This is a genomic window from Atribacterota bacterium (assembly GCA_039638595.1).
GTDB classification, from domain to species: Bacteria; Atribacterota; Atribacteria; order Atribacterales; family Caldatribacteriaceae; genus Profundicultor; species Profundicultor thermophilus.
Window position 1 is genome coordinate 1 of the sequence record JBDIWM010000019.1, and the last position, 26863, is coordinate 26863.

Here is a 26863-nt window from a genome sequence, read left to right on the forward strand (position 1 = left end):
TGGAAGTGCTTCAGCGTTACCCTGAGTTGGAAGGGATTTATATCGCCACGGCCAATTCGATTGCCATTTGCGAGGTGTTGGTAAAAACTCCTTTTTATCGACCTCCCAAAGTTATCACCACCGACCTTTTTCAGGCCATGATTCCATATTTTCAAAAGGGGGTGATCCATGCCACAATTTTCCAAAATCCGTATCGACAGGGTTTTGAAGCCACCATGTCTCTTTTTCGGTATCTTGTAGAAGGAATCGTGCCGCCTCCGTGTGCGTATCTTGAGCCAATCGTGGTTATGAGGAGTAATCTCGAGTTTTACCTTTGAGGGAGGGAAAACAAATGAGAAAAATAATGTTGCCTATCGTTTTCTTAAGTATCCTCGTCTTTGCGGTGCAAGTAGGATATGCGGCGCAACTGACGGTGTGGTCTTCTCCAGACAACGCTGATGCGATTTACGAATTGGCCCAGAACTTTATGCAGAAATATCCTGAGGTGACCATTGAAGTCACTCCTTTGTCTTGGGAAGTGCTCTATCCCAGGATTTTGCAGGATCTGACGAGTGGAGTTGGTTCGTTCGATGTCACCACTTGGGATCTGATGACGGCTGGGGCCATCGCTCCGGGTATGCTGGACCTGGAAGTCTTTGCCAGCGAACATCCGGATCTGGTAGACCCAAGTTTCGACGATCAGGATTTCATTCCCACCGCTCGGTACGTGTATGGTTACTGGAAGGACAAAAGAATCGGGTACCCCTTTTACGGCGCAGCTATGTTCTTTTTCTATCGGAAGGACCTCTTTGGGGACCAGGGTTTGAAGGAGAAATTCAAGGCAAAATACGGACGAGATTTAACCTTGCCGCAAAATTGGCAAGAAGCCAAGGAAGTGGCGGAGTTCTTCACCAGGAAATTGAATCCAGATTCTCCCACTGAGTATGGTATGGCCCTGATGTTTCCCCGAACCCATACCCTCTTTTACATGTTTTTGAACTTTTTTGGCCCTTATCGGCGTTCTAAAGAAGGGGTGAGCAAATTTGGACCGGTGGACCTTGACTGGGGAGATTATTTCACCGCTGAGGGAAAACCGGCTTTCAATTCGGAAGAAGGGGTGAAGGCTCTTCAGGATATGATGGACCTTATGAAGTATGCTCCTGATCCCTTAGGTTCAGACTATGGCGAGACTCTGGAGGCGTTCTCCAAAGGTATGGTGGCCATGATTCCTCAGTGGACGGCGTGTTTGGCAAGCTGGAAGGAATCCCCAGATTTACAGCCTTTTGAGGAAAAAGTAGGAGTGGCAGTCATGCCTGGTGGTGCTCCGGTCAGTGGTGGATGGGGAGTGGGAATCAACGCTGCGTCCCAGCACAAGGAGTGGGCATTCCGCTTTATTCAGTATGCCACAAGCAAAGAGGGTGACAAAATCCAGTGGCTCAAGTACCGGATTGGTCCTACCCGTCAATCGGTTATTGAGGATGCCGAGGTTCAATCTGATTCACCGTGGCTGGCTGAAGTTTACCTCCAGTCATTACAGGGAGCTTCACACCGTCCCAGGATTCCTGAGGAACCGAAGCTAGAAGATGTCCTGGTTGGGACACTTTCGGAAGTTCTCCTCGGTCAACGACCAAATAGTATTGAAACCCTCAACGAAGTGGCTCAGGAATGGGAAAAAGCTCTGAGAAAATAAACTAAAAAGGGGAGGAGTATCCCCCTCCCCTTTTTATAACAACGGAGAGTATTGATGGGAAAACGCGTAAGAAAGAAGAAAGTAATAGGGTTTTTAATGATTCTCCCTTTACTTCTTGTGTTTCTGGGTCTTACCATATACCCATTTGTGTATATGATTTACATGTCCTTTCATCGCTACAATCTGGCTTCCTGGGAAAAGCCAGAGTTTATCGGTTTTGGAAATTACCGGGAGATATGGCGGGATCGAACTGCTCGTTCGAGTGTCGATTTTACTGTACTCCTCCTTGTGACTGCGGTACCCCTGGAAATTATTCTGGGAATTGGTATTGCCTTTTTGTTACGTGATTTCTTTGGGGAGAGAGTTTTTCGCAGCTTGCTTCTTACCCCCATGATGGTTCCAGCCGTGGTGGCAGGAATTGCCTGGAAAATGCTCTACAATTTTGAGTTCGGTCCGGTCAACTATTTTTTCTCCCTTTTAGGGATTGCTAAAGTATCCTGGTTGGGGACTCAATTATTCTCCCGTTTGGGAGTGGTTCTTATCGATGTATGGCAATGGACTCCCTTTGTATTCCTGATTCTCTATGCCGGATTGCAATCCATTCCCAGGGATGTGGTGGAAGCGGCTCTGGTTGATGGAGCAAGTGGCTTCAGTGCCCTGCGCTACATAGAGCTCCCCTTGCTTCGACCTTTGGTCTGGGTGGTACTCATTATCCGTCTCATCGATGTGCTGAAAATTTTTGATATTGTTTACATGGTCACCTTTGGTGGACCGGGGTCGGCTACCCACTCCTACAGTTTTTACATCTACAAAGTGGGGGTTTCCTTTGGCTGGGACGTTGGGTATGCATCAGCACTGAGTATGCTTTTACTTGTGGCGGTTACGGTGCTCACCAACATACTCATTCGAACGGTCCGTCTGAAAGAGACTCTGGAGTTATAGGAGGGAGCAATGCGCGGAATAGGAGTGATTAAGGGAATAATCGTGGGGATTGTGCTTTTTTTCTTTCTCTTCCCGGTATACTGGCTGGTTACCACCGCTTTTAAAAGGAGCGAGGACTGGTTTTCCTGGCCTCCTTCATTTTTGTTTTCGCCCACTCTGGGCAATTTTCTGGGTTTGGAGGGAGGATTTTTTGGGAGCACTACCACCGCTATTGCCACCATCACTCCCTACCTTCGTAATAGCGTTGTCGTGGCTCTGCTTGTGGCCTGCCTTTCCACGGTCATTGCGGCATTGTCTTCTTACGCCATTTCGCGTTTCAAAATTGGTGGGATGGGTTTTGTATCCTGGATTATCTCTATTCGGATGTTACCACCCATTGCTTCGGCACTTCCTCTCTACATCATTTTTAGTCGTCTCCACCTTATCAACACCTGGTGGGCTTTGATTCTTTCCCACCTGGTCTTTACCACTCCGTTCAGTACCTGGATTTTACTCACGTTTTTTAACGAAGTTCCCCGTGAGCTGGATGAAGCTTCTTTCGTAGATGGGGCAAACACCTGGCAGACCTTTCTGTGGGTGGTGCTTCCTTTAAGTGCTCCTGGACTGGCGGCAGTGGCCACCCTGGCTTTTATCCAGAGCTGGGGTGAATTCCTGATGGCTTTAGTCCTCACCACCGGTAAAGAAGCGCAAACCTTACCCATTTATCTTGGACGATTCATCACCGGGTGGCGTATTGCCTGGGGACCGCTGGCTGCGGCAGGTATTGTGACCATGCTCCCGGTTATCCTTTTCTCTCTTTTAATGCAGCGCTACCTGATTCGAGGTCTCACTTTTGGAGCGGTCAAAGGATAAAAGAAGGAGGGAAATGGGATGTTTCGCGCAATCACCATAACGACCACCAAAAGAGAAGAAGTGATCGATATCACAGCCCTCGTGGAGGGGGTGGTGCGGGAATCACAGGCCCGCGAAGCGGGGGTTTTTGTCTATGTGCCGCACTCTGACGCTGCTGTAAATATTCAGGGTGCGGTGCTAGAAGACCCACCCTTAAATCGCCTTTTGAAAAAGGTACTACGAGAAGAGAGTGGATTTGAAGAACCCCAAACCGGCGCGGCGTTTGTTGCTCCAACGGAGGTGCTTATCGCGATAAACGGAAAACTCCTTCTGGGTGAGGGACAGCGGATTTATTTCTATGAATTTAATGGACCTAAGGCTCGCTCGGTGTATGTGCTGGTTATCCAGGCTTTGTGAGTCACCGAGTGGTTCAGTGTTTTCTGCCTTAGACCGTGCGGGGTTTCCTTTTTAGTGTTCTTCAGATTGTGGTAGAACGGATTATCATTCGAAGCTATTACGGCATGAAGATCGGTATCCTATCAAAAGAGGCTCCCAGTGTGTCTCCTTTATTTTCCTCCAGGGATTTGATATCCTTAAACAAGGTAAGGAAAGGCAAGGGATTGTCCTGAGACTGAGTAGAGGCGGGAGGGAAAAAATCATGAACGTTGGATGCCTGGGAGAATTGTTGGTTGAGATTATGCGGGACCGGGTTGATGAACCTCTGGGGGTTCCGGGAATTTTTGTTGGTCCCTTTCCCAGTGGTGCTCCTGCAATTTTCGCCGATTGTCTGGCCCGCTTGGGGGAAAAGGTGTTCTTCGTGGGAGCGGTAGGAAATGATGACTTTGGAACACTCATCGTAGAGCGTCTGCGGGGAGATGGGGTGGACATTTCTGGTATCAAACGGCTCCCTGATTTTACCACCGGCGTTGCTTTTGTGACTTACTTTAGCGATGGAAGTCGTAAGTTTATCTACCATATTTCCCGGGCGGCGTCCGGTCAGATTTTCCCCCAGGATATTTCTGATGATGTTTTTTCACGCCTTGATTTTCTCCATGTGATGGGTTCTAGTATGCTGATTAACGACCAGTGTCGGGAATCGTATCTCAAAGCCATGAAGCTGGTGAAAGGGGGAGGTGGAAAAATAAGCTTTGATCCCAATTTCCGTCCAGAACTCTTGGGAAAAGAGAAAGCTCGGGAACTCTTCCAACCCATCTTGCGGGAAAGTGCAGTGATATTCCCAACTGCTGAAGAAATTCTGGTGTTGACCGATGAAAGCGATGTTGACCGGGCTTGTGAAAAAGTTCTTTCGCAGGGTCCAGCAATTGTGGCTCTCAAAAGAGGGGAAGCGGGTTCGGTGATCTATACGAAGGATGGAAAATGGGAGGTTCCGGCATTTATGGTGGAGGAAATCGACCCCACCGGAGCGGGAGATTGTTACTGTGCTGGGTTTTTGGCTGGTCTGGCGCAAGGTTTGCCGCTTCCGGAGGTGGGAAAGCTTGCCAATGCTGTGGGGGCTCTGGCGGTAACCAAAAAAGGGCCCATGGAGGGGGCACCGACGTTAACGGAAGTGAAAGAGTTTATGGCTCGAGCTGAAAGGAGAGAACATCGTTGCTGAGACGAGATGAAGTTGACCAGAGTTTCATCCGGCAAGAGGCTCGAAAAAGGAATAAGGCTGTGGTTGATTTTTTGATGGAGATGGTGCAGAAATTGTCCGTTCGGGAAAGGCAATCGTACACCATCCTGGCGGTGTGTCCCAACTCAGAAACGGTGATTAAAGCTGCCTTGCGGAGTGCCAAACGGGCCAATGCTCCCATTAAGTTTGCAGCTACCTTAAACCAGGTGGACGTTGACCGCGGGTATACGGGTCTCACCCAGAGAGAATTTGTGGAGCTCGTTAAAATGGAGGCAGAATCTATCGATTACCAGGGACTCATCATCATTGCTGTGGACCATGGTGGTCCATGGGTCAAGGATATTCAAAGTATGGAGAACTGGTCTCTGGAACGCTGTATGGAATGGACCAAGAAGTCTTTTGGAGCTGCAATTTCAGCTGGATATGACCTTCTCCATGTAGACCCCACAGTAGACAAAACTATCCCCAGAGATTCAACCATTCCCGTCGAGTGGGTTATCGGGCGAACCATCGAACTCATTCGGCATGCTGAAACCTACCGCCGGAAGGGAGGATTTCCACCCATTTCGTATGAAGTGGGCACCGAAGAGGTCCACGGAGGATTGGCTGATATGGAGGTTTTCGAGCGTTTTCTTGCCGGACTCAAAAATGGCCTCCGTGAGGCTTCTTTGGAAGATATCTGGCCCATCTTTGTAGTAGGGAAAGTGGGAACGGACCTTCATACTACCCTTTTTGATCCGGAAGTGGCTCAGGAACTTGCTCGGAAAGTCCGGAGTTATGGTTCCTTTATCAAAGGTCATTACACCGACTATGTGGAGAACCCCGAAGCCTATCCCCGGTCGCAGATGGGGGCGGCAAACGTGGGGCCGGAATTTACCGAGGAGGAGTACGAAGCGTTGCAGGAACTGGTGCACATTGAAGAACAGCTTTTTGCCCAGAGGATGATTCCCCGAAAATCCGATTTTCTCCAGGTTCTTACTGAAGAGGTTGAAGCCAGTGGGAGATGGAAAAAATGGCTCCAGGATGATGAAAAGGGCAAAAATCTTTCCGAACTGACGCCGGAACGAAGGTCGTGGCTTTTGAAAACCGGGTGTCGTTATGTGTGGGCTCAACCTCGGGTGGTGAAGAGTCGCCTCCTTCTCTATCGTCACCTTTCTCAGAATGGGTACCAGCCGGAGGAGATCGTGATGGCGCGGATTGAAAAAGCCATGGATAAGTACTTCCGAGCTTTTAATCTTCTGGATTTGGAGGAGAAGTTGAAGGGAATCATGAAAGATCTAAAAGGAGTTTCTTAGAAGGGCTTTTGTTTTGCCAAAGGTGGCTGGTCTATTTTTATCTTTAAAGGAGGTTTGGGGAAAGCAAGGAAGCGGTAACTCTTTCGTGTGAGAAAGACGTATATGGGTTCTTGGTTCAAGGTGCGGATGCTTTGGTGAGTAAGGGGGAAATTAACTACTCGTGTGAGTCTTTCTTTGGGAGTGGTGGGCAATGGAAGTGTGGATTGGTGGGTGTCGACTATCATTAATTCAGGGAGATATTACCAATCAAGAAACCGAAGCGATTGTAAATGCAGCCAATACTCGTCTTGCCGGGGGTGGAGGCGTTGATGGTGCCATCCATCGGGCTGGAGGATCGGTGATCGCTGAAGAGTGTCGGAAAATTGGAGGATGTCCTGTAGGGAAAGCAGTGCTCACCAGTGGTGGGAACCTGAAGGCCAAATACGTCATCCACGCTGTGGGGCCGATTTACCAGGGAGGGAAGAATCGTGAAGCAGAACTCCTTCGCAGCGCGTATCTTTCGAGCCTTGCTCTGGCGAAGGGAAAAGGTATTGCTTCCATCTCCTTTCCTTCCCTTTCTACCGGGGCCTATGGGTATCCAGTAAAAGAAGCTGCTCAAATCGCGCTTCAGGCTGTGCTTGATTTTATGACCGAAAATCTAAACGGCCCGGTTCGGGACATTGTTTTTGTCCTTTTTGCCCTGCAGGATTTGCGTGTCTACCAAGAAACCCTGCAGGAGGTGCTTCGAACGAGAGGCATCGAACCCTAAAGTTCGTGGATTAAAAACTCAGCGCACTTTCTAAAAGCTTGAGCTCGGTGGCTGTAGCGATTTTTCACTGCTGCGCCAAGCTGAGCAAAGGTTTTCTCGAAGGGTGGGAAAACGAAAATTGGGTCATAGCCGAAACCCTGATTGCCTTGTGGTTTTTGGGCGATCCATCCTTCGCAGATTCCCTCGAAGAGTTTTTCTCCTCCAGGAAAAACCAAGGCCGCCACACATACAAAGCGGGCGGAGCGCCTTTCCGGTGGTAATCCTTCGAGACGTTTTAGAATTTCGCTGATTTTATCCTGAAACGGGAGGTTGCTCCCCCCAAATCGGGCCGATTGAATGCCCGGTGCACCATGAAGGGCGTCGATTTCCAGTCCTGAGTCCTCCCCAATACAGATTTCTCTGGTGTGCTGAAAACCGTATCTTGCTTTGAGGAGCGCATTTTCAGCGTAACTGGCTCCAGTTTCCTCGATGTCAGGAAGCGAATAGAAATCGTGAATGTTACGTACTTCCAGATTAAAAGGAGCAACAATCTCCTGGATTTCCCGAATTTTTCCAGCGTTTCGGCTCACAAGGTAAAAGAACCGTTTCATGGCAATCCTCTTTCTAGGACTTTCCGTTCCAGAAGGATAATTTCCTGAATCCCTTTTTGGGCAAAATCGAGAAGCGTATTTAAAGTATCCCTGGGGAACGGGTCTTTTTCTGCTGTACCCTGGATTTCCACCAGTTTTCCGCTCCCGGTCATCACCATATTCATATCAACCTGAGCATTGGAATCCTCTTCAAAGTTGAGGTCTAAGAGCACCTGCCCTCCTACTACTCCCACACTGACTGCAGCCAGATAATCTTTAATCAGACCTCCTTTGTTGAGGAGGCCTCGGTCGATATAGGTCCATAGGGCGTCAACCAGCGCGATGAAAGCACCAGTAATGGCTAGAGTCCTGGTGCCACCGTCGGCCTGCATGACGTCGCAATCCACGAGGATGCTTTTTTCCCCAAGTCGTTCGAGGTTGGTGACGGCTCGCAGGGTCCTTCCGATGAGGCGCTGAATTTCATGGGTCCTTCCTCCAACCTGTCCTCGGACCACGTCCCGGATGTTGCGGGTAGTGGTGGCGCGAGGGATCATGGCGTATTCAGCAGTAATCCAACCCTGACCGGTGTTCCGTAAAAAAGGTGGGACTTTGTCTTCGATAGAAGCTGAACACACAATGCGATTATGACCGGCTTCGATGAAAACCGAACCTTCAGCATATTTGAGATAATTTCTCTGAATGGAGATGTGTCTTAATTCATCGGGTTTTCTTCCGTCATTCCGCATGAGTGACCCTTCCTTTTCTTTCTTGAGGTAGTTTCCCAGTTCCTGAAAACTAACGAACTTGGGCAATGAGTTTTTCATCCCTTTCTAATGGTTTGGAGATGTCAATGTGACCACAAAGTGTTAATTCTTCTTTTCCATTGATCAAAATTTTGACCCTTTTGATTCCCGGAAGGGCGGTCAGCGTATCCACAACGGCATAGACGCTCAGGAGTTCTTGAGAGGTGCCGCCAGACTGGTTACGCATCATTTCTTCGCTCAGGTCCACATACACGACTTCTTGGTCTTGGAATACAGCATTTAAACGGGTGGAAGGCGGAATGGGATTAAAAAGGGAAGTATTTTTGGGTCCTTGCAGGAGTGCCTTTACGATGTCTTCTAACCATGTTTCGCTGCGAGGGATTTTTCGCGTTTCTCCGAAGAGAGCCGTGAACTCAGGGTTGGTAAAATAGAGCGTTACTTCTACTTCCTTTCCGGTTGGGACTGGGGTTTGACTTAAGGCGGGCTCGTGCGAAACTGGAGAAGAAGAGGGTTTTTCTCCTTGAGAAGAAATGAGGCGGAAAACCAACTCTCCTCCGTAGACCACCCCGAAAAAGAGGACGATTCCCAAAAGGATGTAGAAAAGTGGTGACCGACTTACACCTTTTATGTTCTTATTCTTTCTCGATTTCCACTTCTTTTTTTCCATTTTTCTCACTCTTCCAGGAGTTTTTTCGCTGCTTCGCTCTGAGAAAATGCTTTGATCGCTTCGGCTATTCCCTGAGCAATCTTACTCTGAAAGGTGGAAGAAGCCAGATTTTTGGCCTCTTTAGGATTGCTCAGAAATCCAATCTCTACAAGAACCGCTGGAGAGTAAATATTGCGTAAAACCACCAGGGGTGCTTCCTTGGTGCCTCGTTTGACCTGTCCGGTCCGGGCCGTGACTCGCTCAATCAGCATGCTTCCAAGTTTTAAGCTGGCTTCTCTGCTACTTCCGTAGTATGCTGAAGCGAGGACCGCGTCAAAGACGTTGCGATTTTGGTCTCTTTCCTTTTCCGCCAGAAAGCGTTCATTTTCTCGATTGGCTACCTCAAGTGCGCTCTCTCCTTTGGGTTTAGAGTTTCCCACGAATACCTCTATTCCAGAAGCCGAAGGATTGGGTGCAGCATTACAGTGAATGCTTATGAATACAAGCGGGACAATTTTGTTGACCAGAGCATAACGCGCTTCAAGCGTGGGGTAGGTATCGTCGGAGCGGGTCATAAAGACTTGAAATCCCTCTTTTTCTAAGAGTTCTTTTAATCGCTTCGCAACGCTCAGCACGATTGCTTTTTCCTGGTACCCATTTTGAACGCATCCCGGATCCTGACCCCCGTGACCCGGATCAATCACAATGGCTTTGGGATTCAGGCGGTCAAGGGTGCTCGACTTGGGGATTGGTGTTGTTTTAAATGGTGTTTCCTGGGGAGTTATGGAGGGCGCTGGTGAGGGAGTGGGAACCGCAGTGACGAATGGTTTGGTTTCGGCTTCAACCAGGGAGACAAAATCAAAGTAGAGGCGCGGGTTCGTTCCCCCAGGTAGTTTTCCATCTTTTATTCCCACCGTCTGGGTAAAAAACACCGTGATGAGGACTCGGTCCGCTTCTTTTCTGGTTTCGATACGGTTTACTCGTTTATCGTTGATCGAGAGAATCGGAGATACGTTCTGGGTGTCACAATTGCGTAGAACAACATCCAGTTTGTTCCTGGTTCGGTCTATCTGATAGGAGTAGGAAGGAAGGTTACCCGAAAAATCAAGGGTTACCCGGGTTCGGGCCTCGTTTTCGTAGGAATGATACCGAATCCCGGAGAGAGAAGGGGTACGGTAAGGAGTTTCAGTGGGTTGAGGAGAAGGTGATTCCTTGATTTGGGTTCTGTCTTCGGAAGAACGGAGGGTAATAGAGAATAAACGACTGAGCAGGTTGAAGGAAACGTAGGCTGTGTTACCTTCAATAAAGATGTCTTTCTCGGAAAAAGGTAGCTCTTTTTCTCCTGAAACCACTGTACTTTTATCCAGCGAAACGGTCCAAATTTGCTTTTCCAGCCTCAGATGAACCTTTTTCATAATGGGAGAATAGTAAGCGATGCCTCCGAGTTCTTCGAAAAGTTCCTCCACGGCAACATACAGGATTCCACTTGCGACTTTGGTTTTGGCCTGTGAAACCAAAAGTTGGCCATCAATTTCGACATTCACGGCGGCTAGCGCTCTCGGATTGATAGAAAATAGAAGAAACCCGGTTAGAACCGCAATAAACAGCTTAGAAAGGAGGTATGCCGGCTTCTTGGTCGTTTTCAAGGGGAATATCCTCCAGTTCTCCTAATGGCTTTTCTTCCATCTCGTGGGTGAAGGGTTCCATCATCTCGGAATCTGATTGCACTTCAAAATCTGGGAGTTCCCGCACTTCTTCTTTAATGCTCCGGGGAAGGCTTAAAAACTGAATGTTTTCGGCTCGTACTTCGTATGAAACGCGGCGTTCACCTTCCTTGCCTTCCCAGGAATTGGAACGAAGTTCTCCCACCACGGCGACTCGGCTTCCTTTGTGTAAATAACGCGCACAGATTTCGGCTAATTTTGACCAGGCAGAGACATTGATATAGGTCACTTCTTCAACTGGGCCATTTTTCCCCTGATAACGGCGGTTCATGGCAATACTGAAGCGACAAACCGGGGTTCCCTGAGGGGTGTAGCGGAGATCCGGTTCCCGGGTCAAGTTGCCGATGCCAAAGAAATAATTGATATCTCGACTCATACTTTTTCCCTCGTTTGCTCTTCGATCTCCTTATGAGTTTAACACATGGCGGGGAAAGGTTAAAGCGCTTTCTATCGAAAAATCATGTACACCTCTTCTCGTCTGTGCTGAAGAAGGGGGAGCGACCTTCTGACTCTCTTAATCTCTCCAAGGTCAAGGTTTTCCATCAAAAAACCTTCTTCTTCTCCCATTTCGCGTATCACCTGACCCCAGGGGTTGACGATTATGCTGTGTCCGTATGCTCGATATTGGCTTTCGGGATTTGGAGCCGGTGAAGCACCGATCATGAAAACCTGGTTGTCTAAGGCTCTGGCCCGAAAAGTCAGTGTCCAGTGTAATGGCCCAGTGATATGGTTAAAAGCGGCTGGGACTACGACCATCACCGCTCCTTTCAGAGCGTAAAAGCGAGCAACTTCGGGGAAACGCACGTCATAACAGATCATAACCCCGATTTTTCCCCAGGGGGTATCAAAGAGCGTGGCAGAATCGCCCGGAGAAAAAACTCTGGATTCCTTAAATTCAAGCCTTTCGAGTTCTACGTCGAAAAGGTGGATTTTCCGGTGTCGAGCGACCAGTTCTCCCTGAGGATTGAAGATAAACGAAGAATTGTAGAATCGACCGTTGAATCGTTCGGGGATTGAGCCGCCCACAAGGTAAATGCGGTGTTTCTTGGCCAGTTGCGCAAGAAGAGTCAGTGCTTCTCCCTGGGGAAAGCTTTCAGCAAAAAAGGGAAAATATTTGAGCTCATAAGGACAAACAAACATTTCGGGTAAAACCACTATCTCAGCTCCGTTTTGAGCTACCGTGCTTACCCAGTATTCCACTTTATCCAGATTCTTCTTTTTACCTTTCTCAACCCGAAATTGGGTGACCCCAACGCAGACTTTCTCCATGTTCCTCATCTTTCGAGAACAAAAACTTCTGTATTATAATACTGCTAATTCGGAAGTGCGTTTTACAACCAGTCCTTTCATGGTGTCCCGGTGGTGAGAATTTGTGCCCCGCTACTTCATTATAGCAGATGGGGAAATCGAGGAAAAAATATCAGTGGCTCTGTATCGAGAACTTAAACAGAAGTCACCCCGAAGCCCGGTGTTCTTTTTAAGTCTTCTCAGGCCTGGAAACTTTCGTAAGAGAGGACTGAAGGAAACACGGTGGCGGGGTTCTCGACATGGAATGCTCTTCTGGTACTCTTTTTGTAAGACTTTCTGGCGCCGTCGGGGATGGAAAGAAGACTTAGTGCTTGTTGGTGGAAGAACATTTCCCCTTTTGCTGATTTTTCTTCTGACAGGTAAAAAGGCTTTCTTTATCGGTGTCAGTAAAACCTGGGAGGAATCGTTTCGCTTCTTCCAGCTTTTCTTCGTGCGATATTTTGCTAAGACTGTTTTTCTCAACGATCAGGATCGGGTTAAGGAACTTCGTCAGCGAAACATTCCTGCATACTTTTCGGGAAATCTCTTGGCAGATTTCCTCTCACCTGGAGATTTTTCCTTTCCTGCAGGGGAAAAAACGGTTTTTTCTCTCTTTCCCCGAGCTTCTCATGTAGAGCATGATTTGAGTTTCCTGCAGGAAACCGTCGATATGATTGCTTCTCGTACACCGGCGTACTTTCTCCTGGTTATTCCCAAGGGGACCAAGGTTCATGAGATTCGGAAATACGCTGAGGGAACGGGATGGCACTGGCGAAGAAGTTTAGAGGGAGAAGTGATGGAAGGGTATCTGTGTAAGGATAAAATCTATATCAATGTGACCACCTTTTACCAGGAGGCATTGAATCAGAGCGATTTCGTAATCAGTTTCGACCCAGTAAGGACGATTCAGGCGGTGGGATTGGGGAAAAAGATTGTTCCTGTTTCCATGCTCACACCAAAAGAGGTCTTGGCCCTCCTTGCCAATCCCACTTACCTTTTTGAGCACAATTTACTTCTTTCCCGTCGTTTCGGAGAAAAGGGTGGGATCGGAAGTGTGGCCTGTTTTTTGCTTTTTGGAGTGGTCGAGGACAGGAGGTTTGTGGCGAAAGGAGCGTGATGGGTGTGGAAGATTGGCCATTATGGATTGTCGATCAGCATATTGAAAAATTTTTACAGGAAGATGTTGGAGCTGTGGACCTGACTACCCAGGGTATGGGGGAGCTTACCGGACAGACCATTCGAGCTTGTGTTGTAGCCAAGCAGGAGGGCGTGATGGCGGGGGGGCAATTTGCTCTACGGGTGTTTACCTTTCTTGATCCGGAAATAAAAGGAGAGATAGTCGTCCAGGATGGGACTTTTTTTCGATCCCGAGAAGTTTTAATGCGCCTTTCTGGAAGTGCTGGTGCGATGCTCACTGGAGAGAGGACCGCATTGAATCTGCTGCAGCGTCTTTCTGGTATTGCCACGAAAACCAGGGAGATGGTGAATCTCGTGGCGGATCTGGGGGTTAAGATCGCTGATACTCGTAAAACCACGCCTGGTCTTCGTATTTTTGAAAAGTACGCAGTGCGTTGTGGAGGAGGAATCAATCATCGTTTAGGACTTTATGATTGTGTGCTCATTAAAGACAATCATATTACGCTTTGTGGCTCCCTACAAAAAGCGATACAGGAAGTTCGTTCCAGAATTCCCTTTACCACCAAAATTGTGGTGGAATGTGCAAGTATTTCGCAAGTACGGGAAGCTCTGGAGGAAAAGGTGGATGTGGTCATGCTTGACAATATGAGTCTTGAGGATATAAGGCAGGCAGTGCGAATAGCGAAGGGAAAAGCAATCATTGAGGCTTCGGGTAACGTCAATCCTCACAACGTGCGCCTTATTGCTGAGCAAGGGGTGGATGTGATCTCCACCGGATATATCACTCATCATGCTTCCTGGATTGATATGAGCCTGGAGATAGGGGGTCAAAATGGACTGTGATGTATTGGTAATTGGCAACGGTATCGCTGGAAGTGTTACGGCCTTGCTTCTGGCTGAACAGGGATTTCGAGTCGTCCTTCTCACCAAGGGAGAGACCCTGGAAGAAACCAACACAGCTCAGGCTCAGGGTGGAATTGTGTTTCGAGGACCTGGTGACAGCGCTACAAGTCTCTATGAGGATATCACGAACGCTTCTTCTGGTTCTTCGTCAAAGCACATTGCGCGTCTTGTGTCTCGTTTGGGTCCGGTGCTGGTGAAAAAGATTCTCTTTGAGTATTTGAGCATTCCCTTCGACCGGGATGCAGAAGGGAATCTTGATTTTTTTCGGGAGGGCGCTCATTCACTTCGTCGTATCCTCCATGTGAAGGATTATACCGGTCGGGTTATTCAGCAGGTTCTGAACGAGAAGGTAAAAGCACATCCCTTAGTGGAGCTCGGGAGTGGCTTCATGAGTTTGGAATTGATCATTTCTTCCTATCATGCTCAGGACTATTCGTGGCGGTATAAACCTCGAGAATGTTGGGGTGCCTATGTACTCGATAGAAAGAGGAGAGAAATTATCCCCATCCTTGCCCCAAACACCGTTCTTGCTACGGGTGGTCTCAACGCAATCTATGAATATTCTTCTGGTGGTTCCTGGAATACCGGGGATGGCCTGGTTATGGCTACTCGAGCGGGGGCGTACCTTACGAATATGGAGTATGTCCAGTTTCATCCTACGCTTTTTTTCTCTCCTAAGCCTTCTGGTGCGTTCCTTATTTCAGAGGTTGTGCGGGGAGAAGGGGCAGAACTTGTTGACCGCCAGGGTCGGTCTTTTATGCATAAATATCATCCTATGGGAAGCCTTGCTCCTCGGGATGTGGTGGCCAGGGCGATTTTTCGAGAATTGCAAAGGACCCAGGAAAAGTGTGTGTACCTCGATTTGTACAAGCGTCTTTCTCCAGAAAAAATTAGAACAGCTTTTCCAGGGATCTATGAAGAGCTTCTCGGCCGTGGTCTCGATATCACGAGAGAACCAATTCCAGTCGTTCCAGGAGCCCATTTTCTCTGTGGAGGCATTCTCACCGATAGCTGGGGGAGAACGAACTTGGGTCGGTTATATGCAGTAGGAGAAGTTGCCTGCACGGGTCTTCATGGGGCAAACCGGTTAGCTTCCACCAGTCTTCTGGAAGCTCTGACTTTTAGTTACCAGATTGCTCGCCGGATTGTGAAAACTCAAGATCCTTTTCCCCGTGTTTCTATCCTGCCCTGGGAAGAAAAAATAGGAGATCCACCCCCGGCCAGCGTGGTCGAAGAATTGCAAAAGATGGTGAAAACCAATACCTGGAAGCACGTGGGCCTTATTCGCCATCGACAAGGTCTTTCCCATGCGAAAGAATTGTTGCTTCAGCTCACTAGAGAAGTAGTCACCCTGCGAAATACGTACGGGGTTTCTATGGAAACCGTGGAGCTTGCCAACATGGTGAAAAGCGCTCTTCTGGTTACTGAGAGCGCTTTACGAAATCCTTATTCCTGTGGTGCTCATTTCCGGATTGATTCTCTCAAATCGTGAGAGACTCTTCCGTTCTGGCCCTTCCGCCATCCTTTGACCAGGCGTACAATTTTCAGGTTTTTCAATCCCTGATTTCCCTGTAGGGCGAAATAGAGACTGAAGAACGGTTTTTCCGTAAGGAGGATTTCAATAAGAGCCTGGGCCAGTTTTTCGGAATCATGGCGGGTTGGGGCTTCCGGAGAGAGGAGCGGTGCTTCGAGAATTTTGGTGTGAGCATGGAGGTTCAAACGGTCGATAACAATGTGGGTAATACCATTTTGGTTTAGTTCTTCCAGGATGTCTGGGGAGGGAAGTTCTCCGTTAACTAGCACATAGTTCACCCGTTCTGGGGGGATCAATGCAAAGAGGGCGTTCAGGTGGTCGGTAAAGGTGTACCCGTCGGTTTCACCGGGCTGGGTGGTGATGTTGCATACAAAAACCAGTGGTGCTGAGGAGCGGAGGATTGCTTCTCGAACTTCTTCAACCGCCAAATTGCAGAGAACGCTGGTATAAAGACTTCCCGGACCAAGAATCAGGAGATCCGCTTCCTCTAGAGCTTTAATCACTTCGGGGGTGGTCCGCACAGAAGAGGGTTCCAGAAAAATCCTTTTGATGCGTTTCTGGCATTTTCCCACATTTGATTCTCCCTGAATGATGGAGCCGTCTTCACACTCTGCTTTGAGCAGAACATTTTCCAGCGTTGTTGGCAGGACCCTTCCCCGCACAGCCAGAACTTTGCTCGATTCAAGGATGGCTTTCTGGAAGTCTCCAGTAATTTGCGTGAGGGCAGTGATAAAAAGGTTTCCCACGTTATGCCCTTTCAGTTCCTCGTTGTCGGGGAAACGATACTGGAACAGTTCTCTCATTAGGGGTTCAACATCAGCAAGGGCAATGAGGCAGTTACGAATGTCTCCTGGAGGGAGAACTCCCATTTCTCGTCGCAATCTTCCTGAGCTTCCTCCATCGTCGAAAACGGTGACAATGGCAGTGACATTCGCCGTGAAATTTTTGATTCCGTGGAGCAAGGTATAAAGACCATGTCCTCCTCCAACAGCTACAATGTGAGGACCCCGTTCCAGACGTCTTTTTCGAAATACTTTATCCACGATTTCTCTTTCCGCTGAGGGAGTAATGGCCCCGAGAATAGAGCGGTTCATTCGTTGTAGACCGTAAACGATGAGAATGGTTCCTCCTGCCAGCCAGAGCGTTCCAAAGAGCACCGCCAGCGGGTAGCTGCGCATGGCTTCAAATACAAGTTGCCGCCAGTACCGGTAGAGAACTCGAAAATAAGGGTTGGAAAGAATGAGGCTCATCCCCAGAGAAATCATCATGACTCCTAAAACTGCCAGGAGTAACCATCTTTTCACCCGCATTCCCGGGTAGAACCAGCGCCAAACCCTTGCTTTTCGAGAAGAAACCTCTGTATCCATTGTTCACCTCTCCCTTGGAGTAATTTTATTTTACTCCCAAAAGTCAAACTTGGAAAGAACGTTGTCACCTTGATTTGAAAGGCATATAATAAAAGCATGGGAAATCAATGGATGGGAGATAACCTCTTTGATGTAAAGGTCAAAAATCGTTCTTTGGTTTTGAGACTTCTCAAAAAAAAGGGTCTCATGTCGCGCATTGACCTGGCTCGGATTACTGGGCTGACGCAACCGACCATTACCAACATCGTGAATGACCTTCTCTCGGTCAATCTCCTCAAAGAGGTTGGTGTTTCCGATACCCCGACAGGACGAAAGCCCATTTTGCTTGCCGTTAACGACCAGGCCTTTTACATCGTGGCCATTCATTTTACCCGACGAGGTTTTTCCATTGCGTTGACTGATCTGGGTCCTAATATCCTTTTCCGTAGGGATTCGCACTATAGTCTCCTTGAGAACACGGATTTGGCTCTCCTCGAACTCCAGAAGGAGTTCATTCATGTTCTGGAATTCGCCACCCAGTCCCTGAGTCTTATTCTGGGAATTGGGGTGAGCGTTCCTGGACCGGTTGATACAGAGTCCTGTACCATTCTCGCCCACCCTACTTTTTTGCGTTACCGGAACCTGGATTTGCGAAAGTACCTTTTTGAATATGACCTTCCCATTTTTATGATGAATGATGCTCACGCAGCGTGTTTGCATGAAACCTGGAGTGGACAAGCCAGGGAAGCAGAAAACATGGTTTATTTTATGGTGGGCGAAGGAGTGGGAACTGGAGTATTGGTGGAAGGAAAGATTTACGAGGGGGTAAACCGGAAAGGGGGAGAGGTCGGACATACCAGTATCAACATCTTTGGTCCTCGCTGTGTCTGTGGGAACTATGGTTGTTTGGAGATGTACTGTAGCACTGATAACATTGTGGAAAAGGCCAGAGAGATTGCCTGGTTCGGAGGAAATGGGTACTTGAAAGCTATTCTGGAAAAAGAAGGGAGACTCGAATTTCATCATCTTTTAGAAGGAGCACGAAGCGGGGATGCAACGTCCTTGCAGCTCCTGCAGCAGTTGGGTCAGTATATTGGGATTGGGGTTGTGCACTTGATTAACCTTTATGATCCAGAAATGGTGGTTATTGGAGGTCAAGCTTCACTGGCTCAGGAATTCATCGAAAGTTCGGTCAAACAGGTGGTGGAAGAACGCCTCCTTTATCGGGAGTATGTGACACCACAAATCCATTATTCGAAGTGGGGGAATGATGTAACCCTCCTCGGGTCGGCAACCATTGTACTCGATCACTTTATTGCTGGAGATTTAGGGAGATTTTAGTGCATCATTCGAATTAGGACTTTATTGGGCACGCAGGCAATGAAGTCCGTATTATCGGGTATTTTACCCATTTTCATACAGGTTTTGTCTGGGCAGGGCGAAAAGGCCACCCAGGTTTTCCCGTTTTTGATCATCACCGTGGTTTTTCCTAGGGGACCCTTAAGATGAAGTGTCTCTTCTAAATTTGGTGTGATAGTGAGTTTCCTTTTCCCTTCCAAGCTTTCAATGAGGATTGTGTACGATGAGGAATCCTCCTGGATGGGAAAATATTTGAATACCAGAAGGAACCCAAAAACGACCCCTATGGCGATGAGGGGGAAGATATCGTTCCGGCGCAGAAAGTACATGGGTTTTTGTCTCTTTCTAAATCATAAAGGAGGGTTACCAGGCCCGTTTCTAAGCATTCGTTACGTACCACCACTCCCGGGGGAAGCTGAAGAAGAGTTGGGGAGAAGTTCCATATACCCCGGATGCCTGCTTCAACAAGTTGCATGGCTGCTCCTTGAGCTTCCTGAGGCGGAATGGCGATAATCCCGATCTCAGCCTTCAGGGTCCTGGCCATTTCTTTTATCTTTTCTACCGGATATACGGTGACTCCACCAACCTGAGTCCAGTGTTTTCCCGGATTCTTCTCAAAGGCACAGCCGATTCGAACCCCATAACGGAAAAAACCAGGATAATTGATGAGTGCTTTACCTAAGTTTCCTACCCCAACAAGAACTGCCCAGCGTTCTTTGTGGATTCCAAAAAGCATCTTGAGTTTTTTGATCATCATATTCACAGGATAGCCCTTTTTGGGCACTCCTTCGATTTCGATGAGTGCCATATCTTTTCGTACCTGGGTCTCATCGACCCCTAAGAGGGAAGCAATGGCTCTGCTGGTAAGATAAAACTTCTCAGAGGTCCAAGACTCATGGGCAAGATGATAACAACGGATTAACCTTTGTGCACTTTTTGGGGGAATATTCTTCATGCTTTTCCCTCCCTCTGTGAAAAGTATTGTAACACTTTTGCCAGAGTTATCAAGCACACTTCATGTCTTTTCGGAAAAATTTTCGCTTGTAAAAGATAGCCCTTCTTCTTATAATTATCCTGGAAAGAAGAAGAGGGAGAGGTGGCTGAGCTGGACGAAGGCGCCCGCCTGGAGAGCGGGTAGACAGGTCACAAACCTGTCTCGTGGGTTCGAATCCCACCCTCTCCGCCAGGTTTGCCTCTAATCGTGCTTAGACGGGGAGTTAGCGGTGCCCTGGACCTGCAATCCGCTATAGCAGGGTCGAAATCCGATGTGAGGTTCTTTCTTTCAGTGTTGGTTAGAAAGAGGAGGCGTTGAAGGTCGGGTCTTACGCGACGAATCCTTGCTAACCCCGCCAGGTCCGGAAGGAAGCAACGGTACGCAGGGCTCTTCGGGTGCCGTGAGGGTGCCTGGCTGGAGTTTTGCTCTTCTGACACGGCTGGAAGGAAGGTATCGAGCATCGGCGCACGGTTAGGGGCAATTTGTGTGTTTTGAGGTGAACGGTTTGTCATACCTCTCGTTATATCGGAAGTGGAGGCCGTACCGTTTTGAGGATGTGGTGGGGCAGGAAATTGTGGTTCAAATCCTCTCCAACTCTCTTCGCGAGGGAAAAATAACCCATGCCTACCTTTTCTCTGGTCCCCGGGGAGTGGGTAAAACTACCACTGCTCGAATTCTCTCTATGGCGGTGAATTGTAAGGAAGGAATTACTCCTACTCCTTGTGGAACATGTGCGAATTGCCTTGCCATCCGGCAGGGGAATTCTCTCGATGTTTTAGAAATTGACGCTGCTTCGCACCGGGGAATTGAGGAAATCAGAGAACTTCGCGAAAAAACCAAATATGCCCCACTCGAATCCCGTTTCAAAGTGTATATCATCGATGAAGTGCACATGCTTACCAATGAAGCTTTCAATGCCCTGTTAAAAACCTTAGAAGAACCACCCCAGCACGTGATTTTCATTCTAGCAACCACCGATGCCCACCGAATTCCCGAAACCATCGTTTCTCGCTGTGTGCGATTTCTGTTTAACCCCATTCCTCACCGGCTCATCGTTGAGCAACTCTGGAAAATGGCTCAAGAAGAGGGAGTAAGGATTGAGGACGATGTTCTTCATCTTGTGGCTCGCAAGGCGGAAGGGTCTTTACGAGACGCTGAAGTGTTTTTAGAACAACTTTTTTCCTGGGGTGAGAAACACGTTACGCTTCCTTTAGCTTCGCAGATCTTGCGAGAGGTTGATGAGGAAGAATTATCCCGGTTTCTGGAAATTGCCCAAAAAGGGTCTCGGGGTGAGGTTTTGTGTCTCCTCCATCAATGGATTGAGCGGGGGTTGAGTCCTGAGGATATTGTGAAGAGTTTGCTCCGGTTCTTTCGGGATCTGGTCGTGGTTTCAGCGCTGCGGAACCACCCCATCATGGATATTCCAGAAGAACGAAAAGCTCGGCTCAGTGCACTCCTTACCTTCTGCAAGGTGGATTCTCTCCGGGCAGTCCTTGAAGAGCTCCAGAACGTGGAGATGCACTCACGTCGTTCCCTGCAACCCCGAATTGTTCTTGAAATTGGGGTGTTGAAGATTGCTGAGATGATGGGTTCTTTCAATTCTTTCGCAGGGATGGAGTCCACAGTTGCCTCGGTTGACTGTGTGACCAAAGCGCTTGAGGTTTCCCCTCCTTTCAACGGAGAACCACAGGATGATGTGTGGCTGCGGGTTTTGGAAGAGGTTAAGAGAGCGAAGATTTCTCTCTATGCCTTCCTCCAGGCTGCAGAGGTACAAAAAAATTCTTCGACCTGGAGACTCGTTTTTGCCCCGCATTGCCAGTTCCATAAGGAGAGTGTGGAGCGAAAAGAGAATTTGCTCCTGCTTGGAGAACTGTTGAAAAAAGTCACTGGAGAACCTTGTGAGATTGAATGCACGGTGGCTGATGGACCAGTAACATCCTGGGTTGCTCCCTCTGTTCTGTCGTCTTCTTTCGAAGGGAATAAAAAAACCAGAAAGACTAAGAAGGAGGATAAGCCACTCCTTCTTGAAATCACTGACTTGTTTGCTGGAATCGTGGTAAACTATTCCGTGAGCGAAGAAATGAGGGGTGAATGGGAAAATGCAGAACTGGAAAAACCTGATGAAGGAAGCCCAGAAGATGCAGGCGAAAATGGCTAAGGTTCAGGAAGATTTGAAGATGAAGACCGTCGAGGCCCAGAGTGGTGGAGGAATGGTTCGGGTGGTATGCAATGGACAACAGGAAGTCCTTGGTATTACCATTGAACCCGAACTCCTGAAAGAAGACGATATCGAGATGCTTCAGGACCTGGTTCTTTTGGCAGTCAATGAGGCGTTGCAGAAATCGAGGGCTCTGGCTCAGGAGGAGTTAGCCAGAATCACCGGTGGATTTGATATTCCGGGTTTGTTTTAGAAGGGTGAGCGAAAATTGAAAGAGGTGTATCCCGAAGCGCTGGGGCGGCTTATTTTTGCTTTTTCAAGGCTTCCGGGCATTGGTCCCAAGACCGCCCAGCGTCTGGCTTTTTACCTTGCGAAGTCGAAGGGAGGAGAACTCGAGGAGCTTATTACTTCCTTGCAGGGAATCCAGCGCATTGGCTTTTGTTCTATCTGTGGATTTTATAGTGAGGGAGAAATATGCACCATCTGTAAGGATGAAGAGCGAGACCGAGGTATGATCTGTGTGGTGGAAAGGCCTCAGGATATCATTGCTCTGGAAAAAGCAGGTTTTAGGGGTACATATCATGTTTTGCAGGGAGTGCTCTCACCCCTGGCGGGAGTTGGGCCGGATGATTTACGAATCAGAGAACTCTTGCAGAGAGTGACACAGGGTGGGGTAAGGGAGGTGATTTTAGCGATTAACCCTTCCGTGGACGGAGAAGCGACGGCGCTTTTTTTGGCTGAAAAGTTGCGCAGTTCCCCGTTGAAAATTACACTCATTGCCCGAGGTTTGCCTTCAGGTGGTGACCTGGAGTTTGCTGACGAAATTACCCTCTCACAGGCTTTAGAAGGACGACGAGAGCTGAGGAAGGAGGTCTTTTAATCTTGGAAAAACCGTTGGAAATTCGGTGGCATGGTCGTGGTGGCCAGGGTGTGGTGACGGCATCGAGGATTCTGGCCGATGCCCTTCTTCGGGAGGGAAAGTACTTTCAGGCTTTCCCTGAGTATGGACCAGAAAGGATGGGTGCTCCAGTAAAGGCATACAATCGGGTGAGTGAAAAGCCCATCAACATTCACTGTGGGGTTACGAATCCCGAGATTGTGGTGGTGGTTGATCCTACCCTTTTTGGAGCGGTTGATGTTCTGGAAGGTCTGGGGGTGGATGGCATCGTGGTGGCTAATTTCCCCAATTCTCCGGTAAAATTGCGAGAATTGTTGGGTTTCCAGACCGGTACAGTAGTTACAGTGGATGCGTCAAAGATTGCCCGAGAAGTTCTGGGAAGAGTAGTTTTGAATACGCCGATGCTTGGGACGCTGTGTCGAGTTTTTAACCAGGTGAAGATGGAAACGGTTCTTGAAGCGGTACGTTCCCAGTTTGGAGAGAAATTAAGATCGGAAGTCATTGAAAAAAATCTGACCTGTCTCAAGAGAGCTCACGAGGAGGCGCAGGTAGGATGAGTAAACTCAAGGGTTGGAAAGAACTCGTTCCTGGTGGAATCATTACCGAATCAGGCAATGCTCGGGATTACAAAACTGGTGACTGGAGAACCGAAAGGCCTCAAGTGAACAAGGAAAAGTGTATCAATTGCTTTTTCTGCTGGGCATACTGTCCTGATGGTTCGGTTAAGGTTGATGCGGATAAAGGGGTCATGGTTGGCTTTGATTATGACCACTGCAAAGGCTGTGGTATCTGTGCGAGTGTTTGCCCTTCCAAGGCCATTGACATGATTCCGGAAAGGTAGAAGAAAGGACGGTACGAAGATGGCCAAAGTCATCAACTTCAAAACGAGAACCATGGGTCTCAATGGGAACGCGGCAGTGGCCTATGCCATGAAGCAAATTAATCCGGATGTGGTGGCTGCCTACCCCATTACTCCCCAAACCGATTGTGTGGAACGTTTCGCGGAGTACGTCAGTGCAGGGCTGGTGAAGACTGAGTTTGTAACAGTGGAGAGTGAACACAGCGCCATGAGTGCCTGTATCGGTGCAGCTGCGGCGGGGGGCCGGGTCATGACTGCAACCGCGGCCAATGGCCTTGCGCTAATGTGGGAAGTCCTATACATTGCCGCCAGCATGCGTTTACCCATCGTGATGATGGTCACGAACCGTGCTCTCTCCGGAAACATTAACATCCATTGTGACCATTCTGATACCATGGGAGCCCGTGACGCGGGATGGATCCAGCTTTTCTCCGAGAATGCCCAGGAAGCGTATGATAACATCATCCAAGCGGTGAAGATTGCCGAAGACCTGAATGTTCGCCTCCCGGTAATGGTAATGCAGGATGGATTCATCATCAGCCACGCGGTAGAAAGAGTGGAAATCCTGGACGATGAATTGGTGCAGAACTTTGTTGGATCCTATAAACCGGTGCATCCACTCCTTGATCTTTCGCACCCTGTAACCTATGGCCCTTTAGACCTTTTTGATTATTACTTTGAACACAAACGTTCTCAGATTGAAGCAATTGATCACTCTTTCCCCATTATTAAAAAGGTAGGCGAAGAATTTGGAGAAATCTCGGGGCGAAACTACGGACTTCTTGAGTCGTACAGGCTCGATGACGCTGAATATGCCGTGGTTGCTCTAGGGTCCACTTGCGGAACGGCCAAAGAGGCAGTAAATGCCTTGAGGGAAAAAGGAGAAAAGGTTGGACTCTTGAAAATACGGTGTTTCCGCCCATTCCCCAAAGAAGAAATCATCAAAGCCTTGGTGCCGCTACGAGGTGTTGCGGTTCTGGACCGTTCGGTTTCCTTTGGTGGCTTTGGGGGACCGGTCTTTACTGAGATTCGTTCTGCGTTGTACGACGCACCGTCGCGCCCGCTTGTGATTGATTTCTTCTATGGTCTGGGTGGACGGGACATCTACCCAGAAGATATTGTCAAAGCTCTAAATCAGATTGAAAACCTGGTGCAAAAGGGCAAAGTTGAAGAGCACATTGGATATCTGGGTTTGCGAGAGTAAGGGAGGCGAAAACATGCCCAGTCTAAAAGAATTGGCCAAGAGAAAGGAAATGCTCACCCCGGGACACCGGCTCTGTGCCGGTTGTGGTGCCCCGATTGCTGTGCGTTTGATTTTGATGGCAGCCGATAAACCGGTTGTAGCGGCGAATGCCACTGGATGTTTGGAGGTCTCGACTTCTATTTTTCCTTACACTGCCTGGGATATCCCCTGGATTCACAATGCCTTTGAGAACGTAGCGGCAACCATTTCCGGGGTGGAAAGTATGTACCGGGCGAAAAGAAAAAAAGGAGAAATTACCGAAGAAGTCTATTTTGTGGCTTTTGGAGGAGACGGTGGAACCTACGATATCGGGTTGCAATCCCTCTCCGGGGCTTTGGAACGTGGGCATCGTTTTCTCTATGTTTGCTACAATAACGAGGCCTATATGAATACTGGTATTCAGCGTTCCAGCGCCACACCCCTGGGTGCCTGGACCACTACCAGTCCCGATGGTGAAGCTCAACCTGGAAAGCTTCAGTGGCGGAAGAATCTGACGGAGATTGTGGTTGCGCATGGTGTTCCCTATGTGGCTCAATCGGCACCCTGGAACTGGAGGGATCTAACTAGTAAGGCCGAGAAGGCTTTTCATACCAATGGTCCTTCGTTTATCAATGTTTTGGCTTCCTGCAATCGGGGTTGGCGACATCTACCCAATGAAACCCTGAAAATCATGCAGCTGGCCAGTGAATGCTGTATCTGGCCCATGTATGAGGTGGAAAACGGTAAATATCGCCTTACCTATAAACCGAAAGAAAAGAAACCGGTTGAAGAGTGGCTCAAAGCCCAGGGAAGATTCAAGCACCTTTTCACGCCGGAGAATCGCCATCTTGTGGAGGAAATCCAGGCTTACGTTGATAAAGAGTGGGAGCTCCTTCTCAAGCGCTGTGAGGCATAAGCACGTAACGAAAATTCCGGGGAAGTGTGTATCATCAAGTCTTCTCTGGAATTTTCGTTCCTGATGGTGGTTGTTGTTTATAGAAATTTTCGAGGGGGAGGTGCAGGATGGATAAGTACGTGTGTCTGATTTGTGGATATGTCTATGACCCGGAAAAGGGAGATCCCGATGCTGGTGTTGCACCGGGAACCCCCTTTGAAGCGTTGCCTCCCGACTGGATTTGTCCGGTCTGCGGAGCGAGCAAGGACCAGTTTGAAAAACAGTCCTGAAGGAGGGAGGTCATTCCGGGAATTATTGTTCGTTGACAAGCTTGAGGGACCGATGATAGACTGAAAAAAGGGGGTGAGAGATGGAAAGGGGATTTTGGATTGATGTTTCGTTTTGGTAAAGAATTGATCACATTTTTGAGAGGGGGGGTTTGAAGCAATGAAGAAATTGGTTATTGTTTCTCTGGTTTTAATTTTGATGGTTGGCCTTCTGGGAGGTTTTGCTCTGGCTCAGGGTAAAAAACCAAAAATTGCTTGGTGTCCGGCGATTGATGACCCATTCTACTACATGATTGGAAAAGGTATCGCTGACAAAGCGAAAGAGTTGGGTCTTGAGCTCTTCGTATCTGAATACCCCAAGGCTTGGGGTCCAGAAATCCAGGTGCCAATTTTGGAAGCGGTTGCGGCTCGGGGAGACATTGATGTCATTATTACCGGTCCAACTTCCAAAGAGGCGCTTATTGCTCCACTCAAGAGAATTCATGATAGTGGTATCGAAATCATTACTGTGGATACCTATATTGGTGATGGTGATTACTCCAAACCCAGTGAGTACTCCTTCCCGCTTACCTTTATTGGAACGGACAACTTCCAGGGTGGTGTGGAGGTCGCTCATCATCTGGCAGAAATGATTGGGAAGAAAGGTAAAGTCTTTATTGAAACCACCAACCCCGATGTATCGAGCGTGGTGGAACGAGTAGAAGGATTCAAAAAAGGAATGTCAGAATATCCTGACATTGAAATTGTGGGTGTGGAATACAATCTCGATGTGCAGGAAAAGGCCCAACAACAGGTTGCAGCAGCTTTACAGGCAAATCCCGATATTGTGGGAGTTTTCGGTACCAACCTCTATAGTGCCCAGGGTGCTTATCAGGCCGTGGTAAATGCCGGTCTCACTGGAGCTGTAAAGATTGCTTCCTGGGATGCCACCGAGGACCTGATCAAGGCCCTGAGAGAAGGGAAAGTGGACCTGGTTCTAGCACAGAAACCCTATGAGATTGGAACTCTGGCGGTTGAGGCAGCTTATCAGTACTTTGTGGAAGGGAAGGAAATTCCGAAGAGAATGGTTCCTCGTTTCTTCTTCTTCACCAGGGATAACGTCGATGACCCAGAGTCGCAGCAGTATATCTATCGAGCAGACTGACAAGTGGGGAGGGGCATAT

Annotated in this window: 30 protein-coding genes, 1 tRNA gene and 1 other RNA gene; 23 read left to right on the forward strand and 9 right to left on the reverse strand. The window is 48.4% G+C overall.

Annotated elements, in window-relative coordinates; genetic code table 11:
• The 8 genes from ABDK92_05865 to ABDK92_05900 all read left to right on the forward strand — a co-directional run.
• The coding region (locus tag ABDK92_05865) for a substrate-binding domain-containing protein (protein MEN3186149.1) at positions 1–317 on the forward strand (317 nt) is incomplete at its 5' end.
• A gap of 14 nt (positions 318–331) precedes the next feature.
• Positions 332–1669 carry a sugar ABC transporter substrate-binding protein gene (locus ABDK92_05870; protein ID MEN3186150.1) on the forward strand — a complete coding sequence of 446 codons (1338 nt, stop codon included), beginning with the start codon at positions 332–334 and terminating at the stop codon, positions 1667–1669.
• A gap of 96 nt (positions 1670–1765) precedes the next feature.
• Complete coding sequence (locus tag ABDK92_05875) at positions 1766–2611, forward strand: sugar ABC transporter permease (GenBank protein ID MEN3186151.1); 846 nt, start codon at positions 1766–1768, stop codon at positions 2609–2611.
• A 9-nt stretch (positions 2612–2620) separates the two neighbouring features.
• Positions 2621–3463 carry a carbohydrate ABC transporter permease gene (locus ABDK92_05880; GenBank protein ID MEN3186152.1) on the forward strand — a complete coding sequence of 281 codons (843 nt, stop codon included), beginning with the start codon at positions 2621–2623 and terminating at the stop codon, positions 3461–3463.
• A gap of 18 nt (positions 3464–3481) precedes the next feature.
• Positions 3482–3859 (forward strand): YjbQ family protein, encoded by a 378-nt coding sequence (locus ABDK92_05885; protein ID MEN3186153.1) that lies wholly within the window; start codon positions 3482–3484, stop codon positions 3857–3859.
• 241 nt (positions 3860–4100) lie between these two features.
• Positions 4101–5057, forward strand: coding sequence for a sugar kinase (locus ABDK92_05890; protein ID MEN3186154.1), 957 nt, complete (start codon positions 4101–4103; stop codon positions 5055–5057).
• Entirely contained in the window at positions 5051–6370 is a 1320-nt protein-coding gene (locus ABDK92_05895; protein ID MEN3186155.1) for a class II D-tagatose-bisphosphate aldolase, non-catalytic subunit, read from the forward strand. Before ABDK92_05890 ends, ABDK92_05895 begins: the two co-directional genes overlap by 7 nt.
• A 190-nt stretch (positions 6371–6560) precedes the next feature.
• Positions 6561–7118: an O-acetyl-ADP-ribose deacetylase gene (locus ABDK92_05900; GenBank protein ID MEN3186156.1), complete on the forward strand. Its 558-nt coding sequence runs from the start codon at positions 6561–6563 to the stop codon at positions 7116–7118.
• Here the strand turns inward: ABDK92_05900 and rdgB are convergent.
• From rdgB to ABDK92_05930, 6 genes are all read right to left on the reverse strand, one after another.
• Entirely contained in the window at positions 7115–7708 is a 594-nt protein-coding gene (gene rdgB / locus ABDK92_05905) for an RdgB/HAM1 family non-canonical purine NTP pyrophosphatase (GenBank protein ID MEN3186157.1), read from the reverse strand. The two genes, ABDK92_05900 and rdgB, sit on opposite strands and share 4 nt — an antisense overlap.
• Entirely contained in the window at positions 7705–8433 is a 729-nt protein-coding gene (gene rph, locus ABDK92_05910; protein MEN3186158.1) for a ribonuclease PH, read from the reverse strand. Before rph ends, rdgB begins: the two co-directional genes overlap by 4 nt.
• A gap of 49 nt (positions 8434–8482) precedes the next feature.
• Positions 8483–9118: a GerMN domain-containing protein gene (locus ABDK92_05915; protein ID MEN3186159.1), complete on the reverse strand. Its 636-nt coding sequence runs from the start codon at positions 9116–9118 to the stop codon at positions 8483–8485.
• A gap of 5 nt (positions 9119–9123) precedes the next feature.
• Positions 9124–10743, reverse strand: a complete 1620-nt coding sequence (locus ABDK92_05920) for an N-acetylmuramoyl-L-alanine amidase (protein ID MEN3186160.1) — start codon at positions 10741–10743, stop codon at positions 9124–9126.
• Positions 10706–11197, reverse strand: a complete 492-nt coding sequence (locus tag ABDK92_05925; GenBank protein ID MEN3186161.1) for a single-stranded DNA-binding protein — start codon at positions 11195–11197, stop codon at positions 10706–10708. Before ABDK92_05925 ends, ABDK92_05920 begins: the two co-directional genes overlap by 38 nt.
• Positions 11198–11268: 71 nt before the next feature.
• A complete protein-coding gene (locus tag ABDK92_05930) occupies positions 11269–12090 on the reverse strand; it encodes a carbon-nitrogen hydrolase family protein (protein MEN3186162.1) in 822 nt (273 codons plus the stop codon).
• Between the two features lie 103 nt (positions 12091–12193).
• Here ABDK92_05930 and ABDK92_05935 point away from each other — a divergent pair, with 103 nt between their 5' ends.
• Genes ABDK92_05935 through ABDK92_05945 form a run of 3 tightly spaced genes read left to right on the forward strand, consistent with a single transcriptional unit; the run spans position 12194 to position 15640 of the window.
• Entirely contained in the window at positions 12194–13225 is a 1032-nt protein-coding gene (locus ABDK92_05935) for a hypothetical protein (GenBank protein MEN3186163.1), read from the forward strand.
• Positions 13225–14088, forward strand: coding sequence for a carboxylating nicotinate-nucleotide diphosphorylase (nadC, locus tag ABDK92_05940; protein ID MEN3186164.1), 864 nt, complete (start codon positions 13225–13227; stop codon positions 14086–14088). Before ABDK92_05935 ends, nadC begins: the two co-directional genes overlap by 1 nt.
• The gene (locus ABDK92_05945; protein ID MEN3186165.1) at positions 14078–15640 is read left to right on the forward strand and encodes an FAD-dependent oxidoreductase; all 1563 of its coding nucleotides are present in this window, start codon (positions 14078–14080) and stop codon (positions 15638–15640) included. The genes nadC and ABDK92_05945 overlap by 11 nt, the downstream gene beginning before the upstream one ends.
• On the opposite strand, the gene ABDK92_05950 is transcribed toward ABDK92_05945, so the two are convergent.
• Positions 15610–17049, reverse strand: a complete 1440-nt coding sequence (locus ABDK92_05950) for a gluconeogenesis factor YvcK family protein (protein MEN3186166.1) — start codon at positions 17047–17049, stop codon at positions 15610–15612. The genes ABDK92_05945 and ABDK92_05950 overlap by 31 nt on opposite strands.
• Before the next feature lie 96 nt (positions 17050–17145).
• Between ABDK92_05950 and ABDK92_05955 the strand changes: the two genes are divergently transcribed.
• Positions 17146–18369: an ROK family protein gene (locus tag ABDK92_05955; protein MEN3186167.1), complete on the forward strand. Its 1224-nt coding sequence runs from the start codon at positions 17146–17148 to the stop codon at positions 18367–18369.
• Here the strand turns inward: ABDK92_05955 and ABDK92_05960 are convergent.
• Together ABDK92_05960 and ABDK92_05965 are read right to left on the reverse strand one after the other, a co-directional pair.
• A complete protein-coding gene (locus ABDK92_05960) occupies positions 18366–18716 on the reverse strand; it encodes a NusG domain II-containing protein (GenBank protein MEN3186168.1) in 351 nt (116 codons plus the stop codon). The genes ABDK92_05955 and ABDK92_05960 overlap by 4 nt on opposite strands.
• Complete coding sequence (locus tag ABDK92_05965) at positions 18671–19342, reverse strand: redox-sensing transcriptional repressor Rex (protein MEN3186169.1); 672 nt, start codon at positions 19340–19342, stop codon at positions 18671–18673. The genes ABDK92_05960 and ABDK92_05965 overlap by 46 nt, the downstream gene beginning before the upstream one ends.
• A 135-nt stretch (positions 19343–19477) precedes the next feature.
• On the opposite strand from ABDK92_05965, the gene ABDK92_05970 reads away from it, so the two are divergent.
• The 11 genes from ABDK92_05970 (at position 19478) to ABDK92_06020 (ending at position 26844) form a co-directional block, all read left to right on the forward strand.
• A tRNA-Ser gene (locus ABDK92_05970) sits at positions 19478–19573 on the forward strand.
• Positions 19574–19586: 13 nt separating this feature from the next.
• Positions 19587–19852, forward strand: an RNA gene (gene ffs / locus ABDK92_05975) — signal recognition particle sRNA large type.
• A gap of 13 nt (positions 19853–19865) precedes the next feature.
• Entirely contained in the window at positions 19866–21539 is a 1674-nt protein-coding gene (gene dnaX, locus ABDK92_05980) for a DNA polymerase III subunit gamma/tau (protein MEN3186170.1), read from the forward strand.
• Positions 21520–21792, forward strand: coding sequence for a YbaB/EbfC family nucleoid-associated protein (locus tag ABDK92_05985; GenBank protein MEN3186171.1), 273 nt, complete (start codon positions 21520–21522; stop codon positions 21790–21792). The genes dnaX and ABDK92_05985 overlap by 20 nt, the downstream gene beginning before the upstream one ends.
• A gap of 15 nt (positions 21793–21807) precedes the next feature.
• The gene (recR, locus tag ABDK92_05990; GenBank protein MEN3186172.1) at positions 21808–22419 is read left to right on the forward strand and encodes a recombination mediator RecR; all 612 of its coding nucleotides are present in this window, start codon (positions 21808–21810) and stop codon (positions 22417–22419) included.
• 2 nt (positions 22420–22421) lie between these two features.
• On the forward strand, positions 22422–22994 hold the full coding sequence (locus tag ABDK92_05995) for a 2-oxoacid:acceptor oxidoreductase family protein (protein MEN3186173.1): 573 nt from the start codon (positions 22422–22424) through the stop codon (positions 22992–22994).
• Positions 22991–23278: a 4Fe-4S dicluster domain-containing protein gene (locus tag ABDK92_06000; GenBank protein ID MEN3186174.1), complete on the forward strand. Its 288-nt coding sequence runs from the start codon at positions 22991–22993 to the stop codon at positions 23276–23278. Before ABDK92_05995 ends, ABDK92_06000 begins: the two co-directional genes overlap by 4 nt.
• Positions 23279–23297: 19 nt before the next feature.
• Entirely contained in the window at positions 23298–24500 is a 1203-nt protein-coding gene (locus ABDK92_06005) for a transketolase C-terminal domain-containing protein (protein MEN3186175.1), read from the forward strand.
• 13 nt (positions 24501–24513) lie between these two features.
• Positions 24514–25434: a thiamine pyrophosphate-dependent enzyme gene (locus tag ABDK92_06010; protein ID MEN3186176.1), complete on the forward strand. Its 921-nt coding sequence runs from the start codon at positions 24514–24516 to the stop codon at positions 25432–25434.
• 107 nt (positions 25435–25541) lie between these two features.
• On the forward strand, positions 25542–25703 hold the full coding sequence (gene rd / locus ABDK92_06015; GenBank protein MEN3186177.1) for a rubredoxin: 162 nt from the start codon (positions 25542–25544) through the stop codon (positions 25701–25703).
• Between the two features lie 157 nt (positions 25704–25860).
• Positions 25861–26844, forward strand: a complete 984-nt coding sequence (locus ABDK92_06020) for an ABC transporter substrate-binding protein (GenBank protein MEN3186178.1) — start codon at positions 25861–25863, stop codon at positions 26842–26844.
• Positions 26845–26863: the final 19 nt, after the last annotated feature.

Excerpts from the sequence above, each read along its gene's own strand:
- ABDK92_05870 (MEN3186150.1), top strand. The coding sequence starts at position 332 with ATGAGAAAAATAATGTTGCCTATCGTTTTCTTAAGTATCCTCGTCTTT.
- ABDK92_05875 (MEN3186151.1), top strand. The coding sequence starts at position 1,766 with ATGATTCTCCCTTTACTTCTTGTGTTTCTGGGTCTTACCATATACCCA.
- ABDK92_05880 (MEN3186152.1), top strand. The coding sequence starts at position 2,621 with ATGCGCGGAATAGGAGTGATTAAGGGAATAATCGTGGGGATTGTGCTT.
- ABDK92_05885 (MEN3186153.1), top strand. The coding sequence starts at position 3,482 with ATGTTTCGCGCAATCACCATAACGACCACCAAAAGAGAAGAAGTGATC.
- ABDK92_05890 (MEN3186154.1), top strand. The coding sequence starts at position 4,101 with ATGAACGTTGGATGCCTGGGAGAATTGTTGGTTGAGATTATGCGGGAC.
- ABDK92_05900 (MEN3186156.1), top strand. The coding sequence starts at position 6,561 with ATGGAAGTGTGGATTGGTGGGTGTCGACTATCATTAATTCAGGGAGAT.
- rdgB (MEN3186157.1), bottom strand. The coding sequence starts at position 7,708 with ATGAAACGGTTCTTTTACCTTGTGAGCCGAAACGCTGGAAAAATTCGG.
- rph (MEN3186158.1), bottom strand. The coding sequence starts at position 8,433 with ATGCGGAATGACGGAAGAAAACCCGATGAATTAAGACACATCTCCATT.
- ABDK92_05915 (MEN3186159.1), bottom strand. The coding sequence starts at position 9,118 with ATGGAAAAAAAGAAGTGGAAATCGAGAAAGAATAAGAACATAAAAGGT.
- ABDK92_05925 (MEN3186161.1), bottom strand. The coding sequence starts at position 11,197 with ATGAGTCGAGATATCAATTATTTCTTTGGCATCGGCAACTTGACCCGG.
- ABDK92_05930 (MEN3186162.1), bottom strand. The coding sequence starts at position 12,090 with ATGGAGAAAGTCTGCGTTGGGGTCACCCAATTTCGGGTTGAGAAAGGT.
- nadC (MEN3186164.1), top strand. The coding sequence starts at position 13,225 with ATGGGTGTGGAAGATTGGCCATTATGGATTGTCGATCAGCATATTGAA.
- ABDK92_05945 (MEN3186165.1), top strand. The coding sequence starts at position 14,078 with ATGGACTGTGATGTATTGGTAATTGGCAACGGTATCGCTGGAAGTGTT.
- ABDK92_05950 (MEN3186166.1), bottom strand. The coding sequence starts at position 17,049 with ATGGATACAGAGGTTTCTTCTCGAAAAGCAAGGGTTTGGCGCTGGTTC.
- ABDK92_05955 (MEN3186167.1), top strand. The coding sequence starts at position 17,146 with ATGGGAAATCAATGGATGGGAGATAACCTCTTTGATGTAAAGGTCAAA.
- ABDK92_05960 (MEN3186168.1), bottom strand. The coding sequence starts at position 18,716 with ATGTACTTTCTGCGCCGGAACGATATCTTCCCCCTCATCGCCATAGGG.
- ABDK92_05965 (MEN3186169.1), bottom strand. The coding sequence starts at position 19,342 with ATGAAGAATATTCCCCCAAAAAGTGCACAAAGGTTAATCCGTTGTTAT.
- ABDK92_05985 (MEN3186171.1), top strand. The coding sequence starts at position 21,520 with ATGCAGGCGAAAATGGCTAAGGTTCAGGAAGATTTGAAGATGAAGACC.
- ABDK92_06000 (MEN3186174.1), top strand. The coding sequence starts at position 22,991 with ATGAGTAAACTCAAGGGTTGGAAAGAACTCGTTCCTGGTGGAATCATT.
- ABDK92_06005 (MEN3186175.1), top strand. The coding sequence starts at position 23,298 with ATGGCCAAAGTCATCAACTTCAAAACGAGAACCATGGGTCTCAATGGG.
- ABDK92_06010 (MEN3186176.1), top strand. The coding sequence starts at position 24,514 with ATGCCCAGTCTAAAAGAATTGGCCAAGAGAAAGGAAATGCTCACCCCG.
- rd (MEN3186177.1), top strand. The coding sequence starts at position 25,542 with ATGGATAAGTACGTGTGTCTGATTTGTGGATATGTCTATGACCCGGAA.
- ABDK92_06020 (MEN3186178.1), top strand. The coding sequence starts at position 25,861 with ATGAAGAAATTGGTTATTGTTTCTCTGGTTTTAATTTTGATGGTTGGC.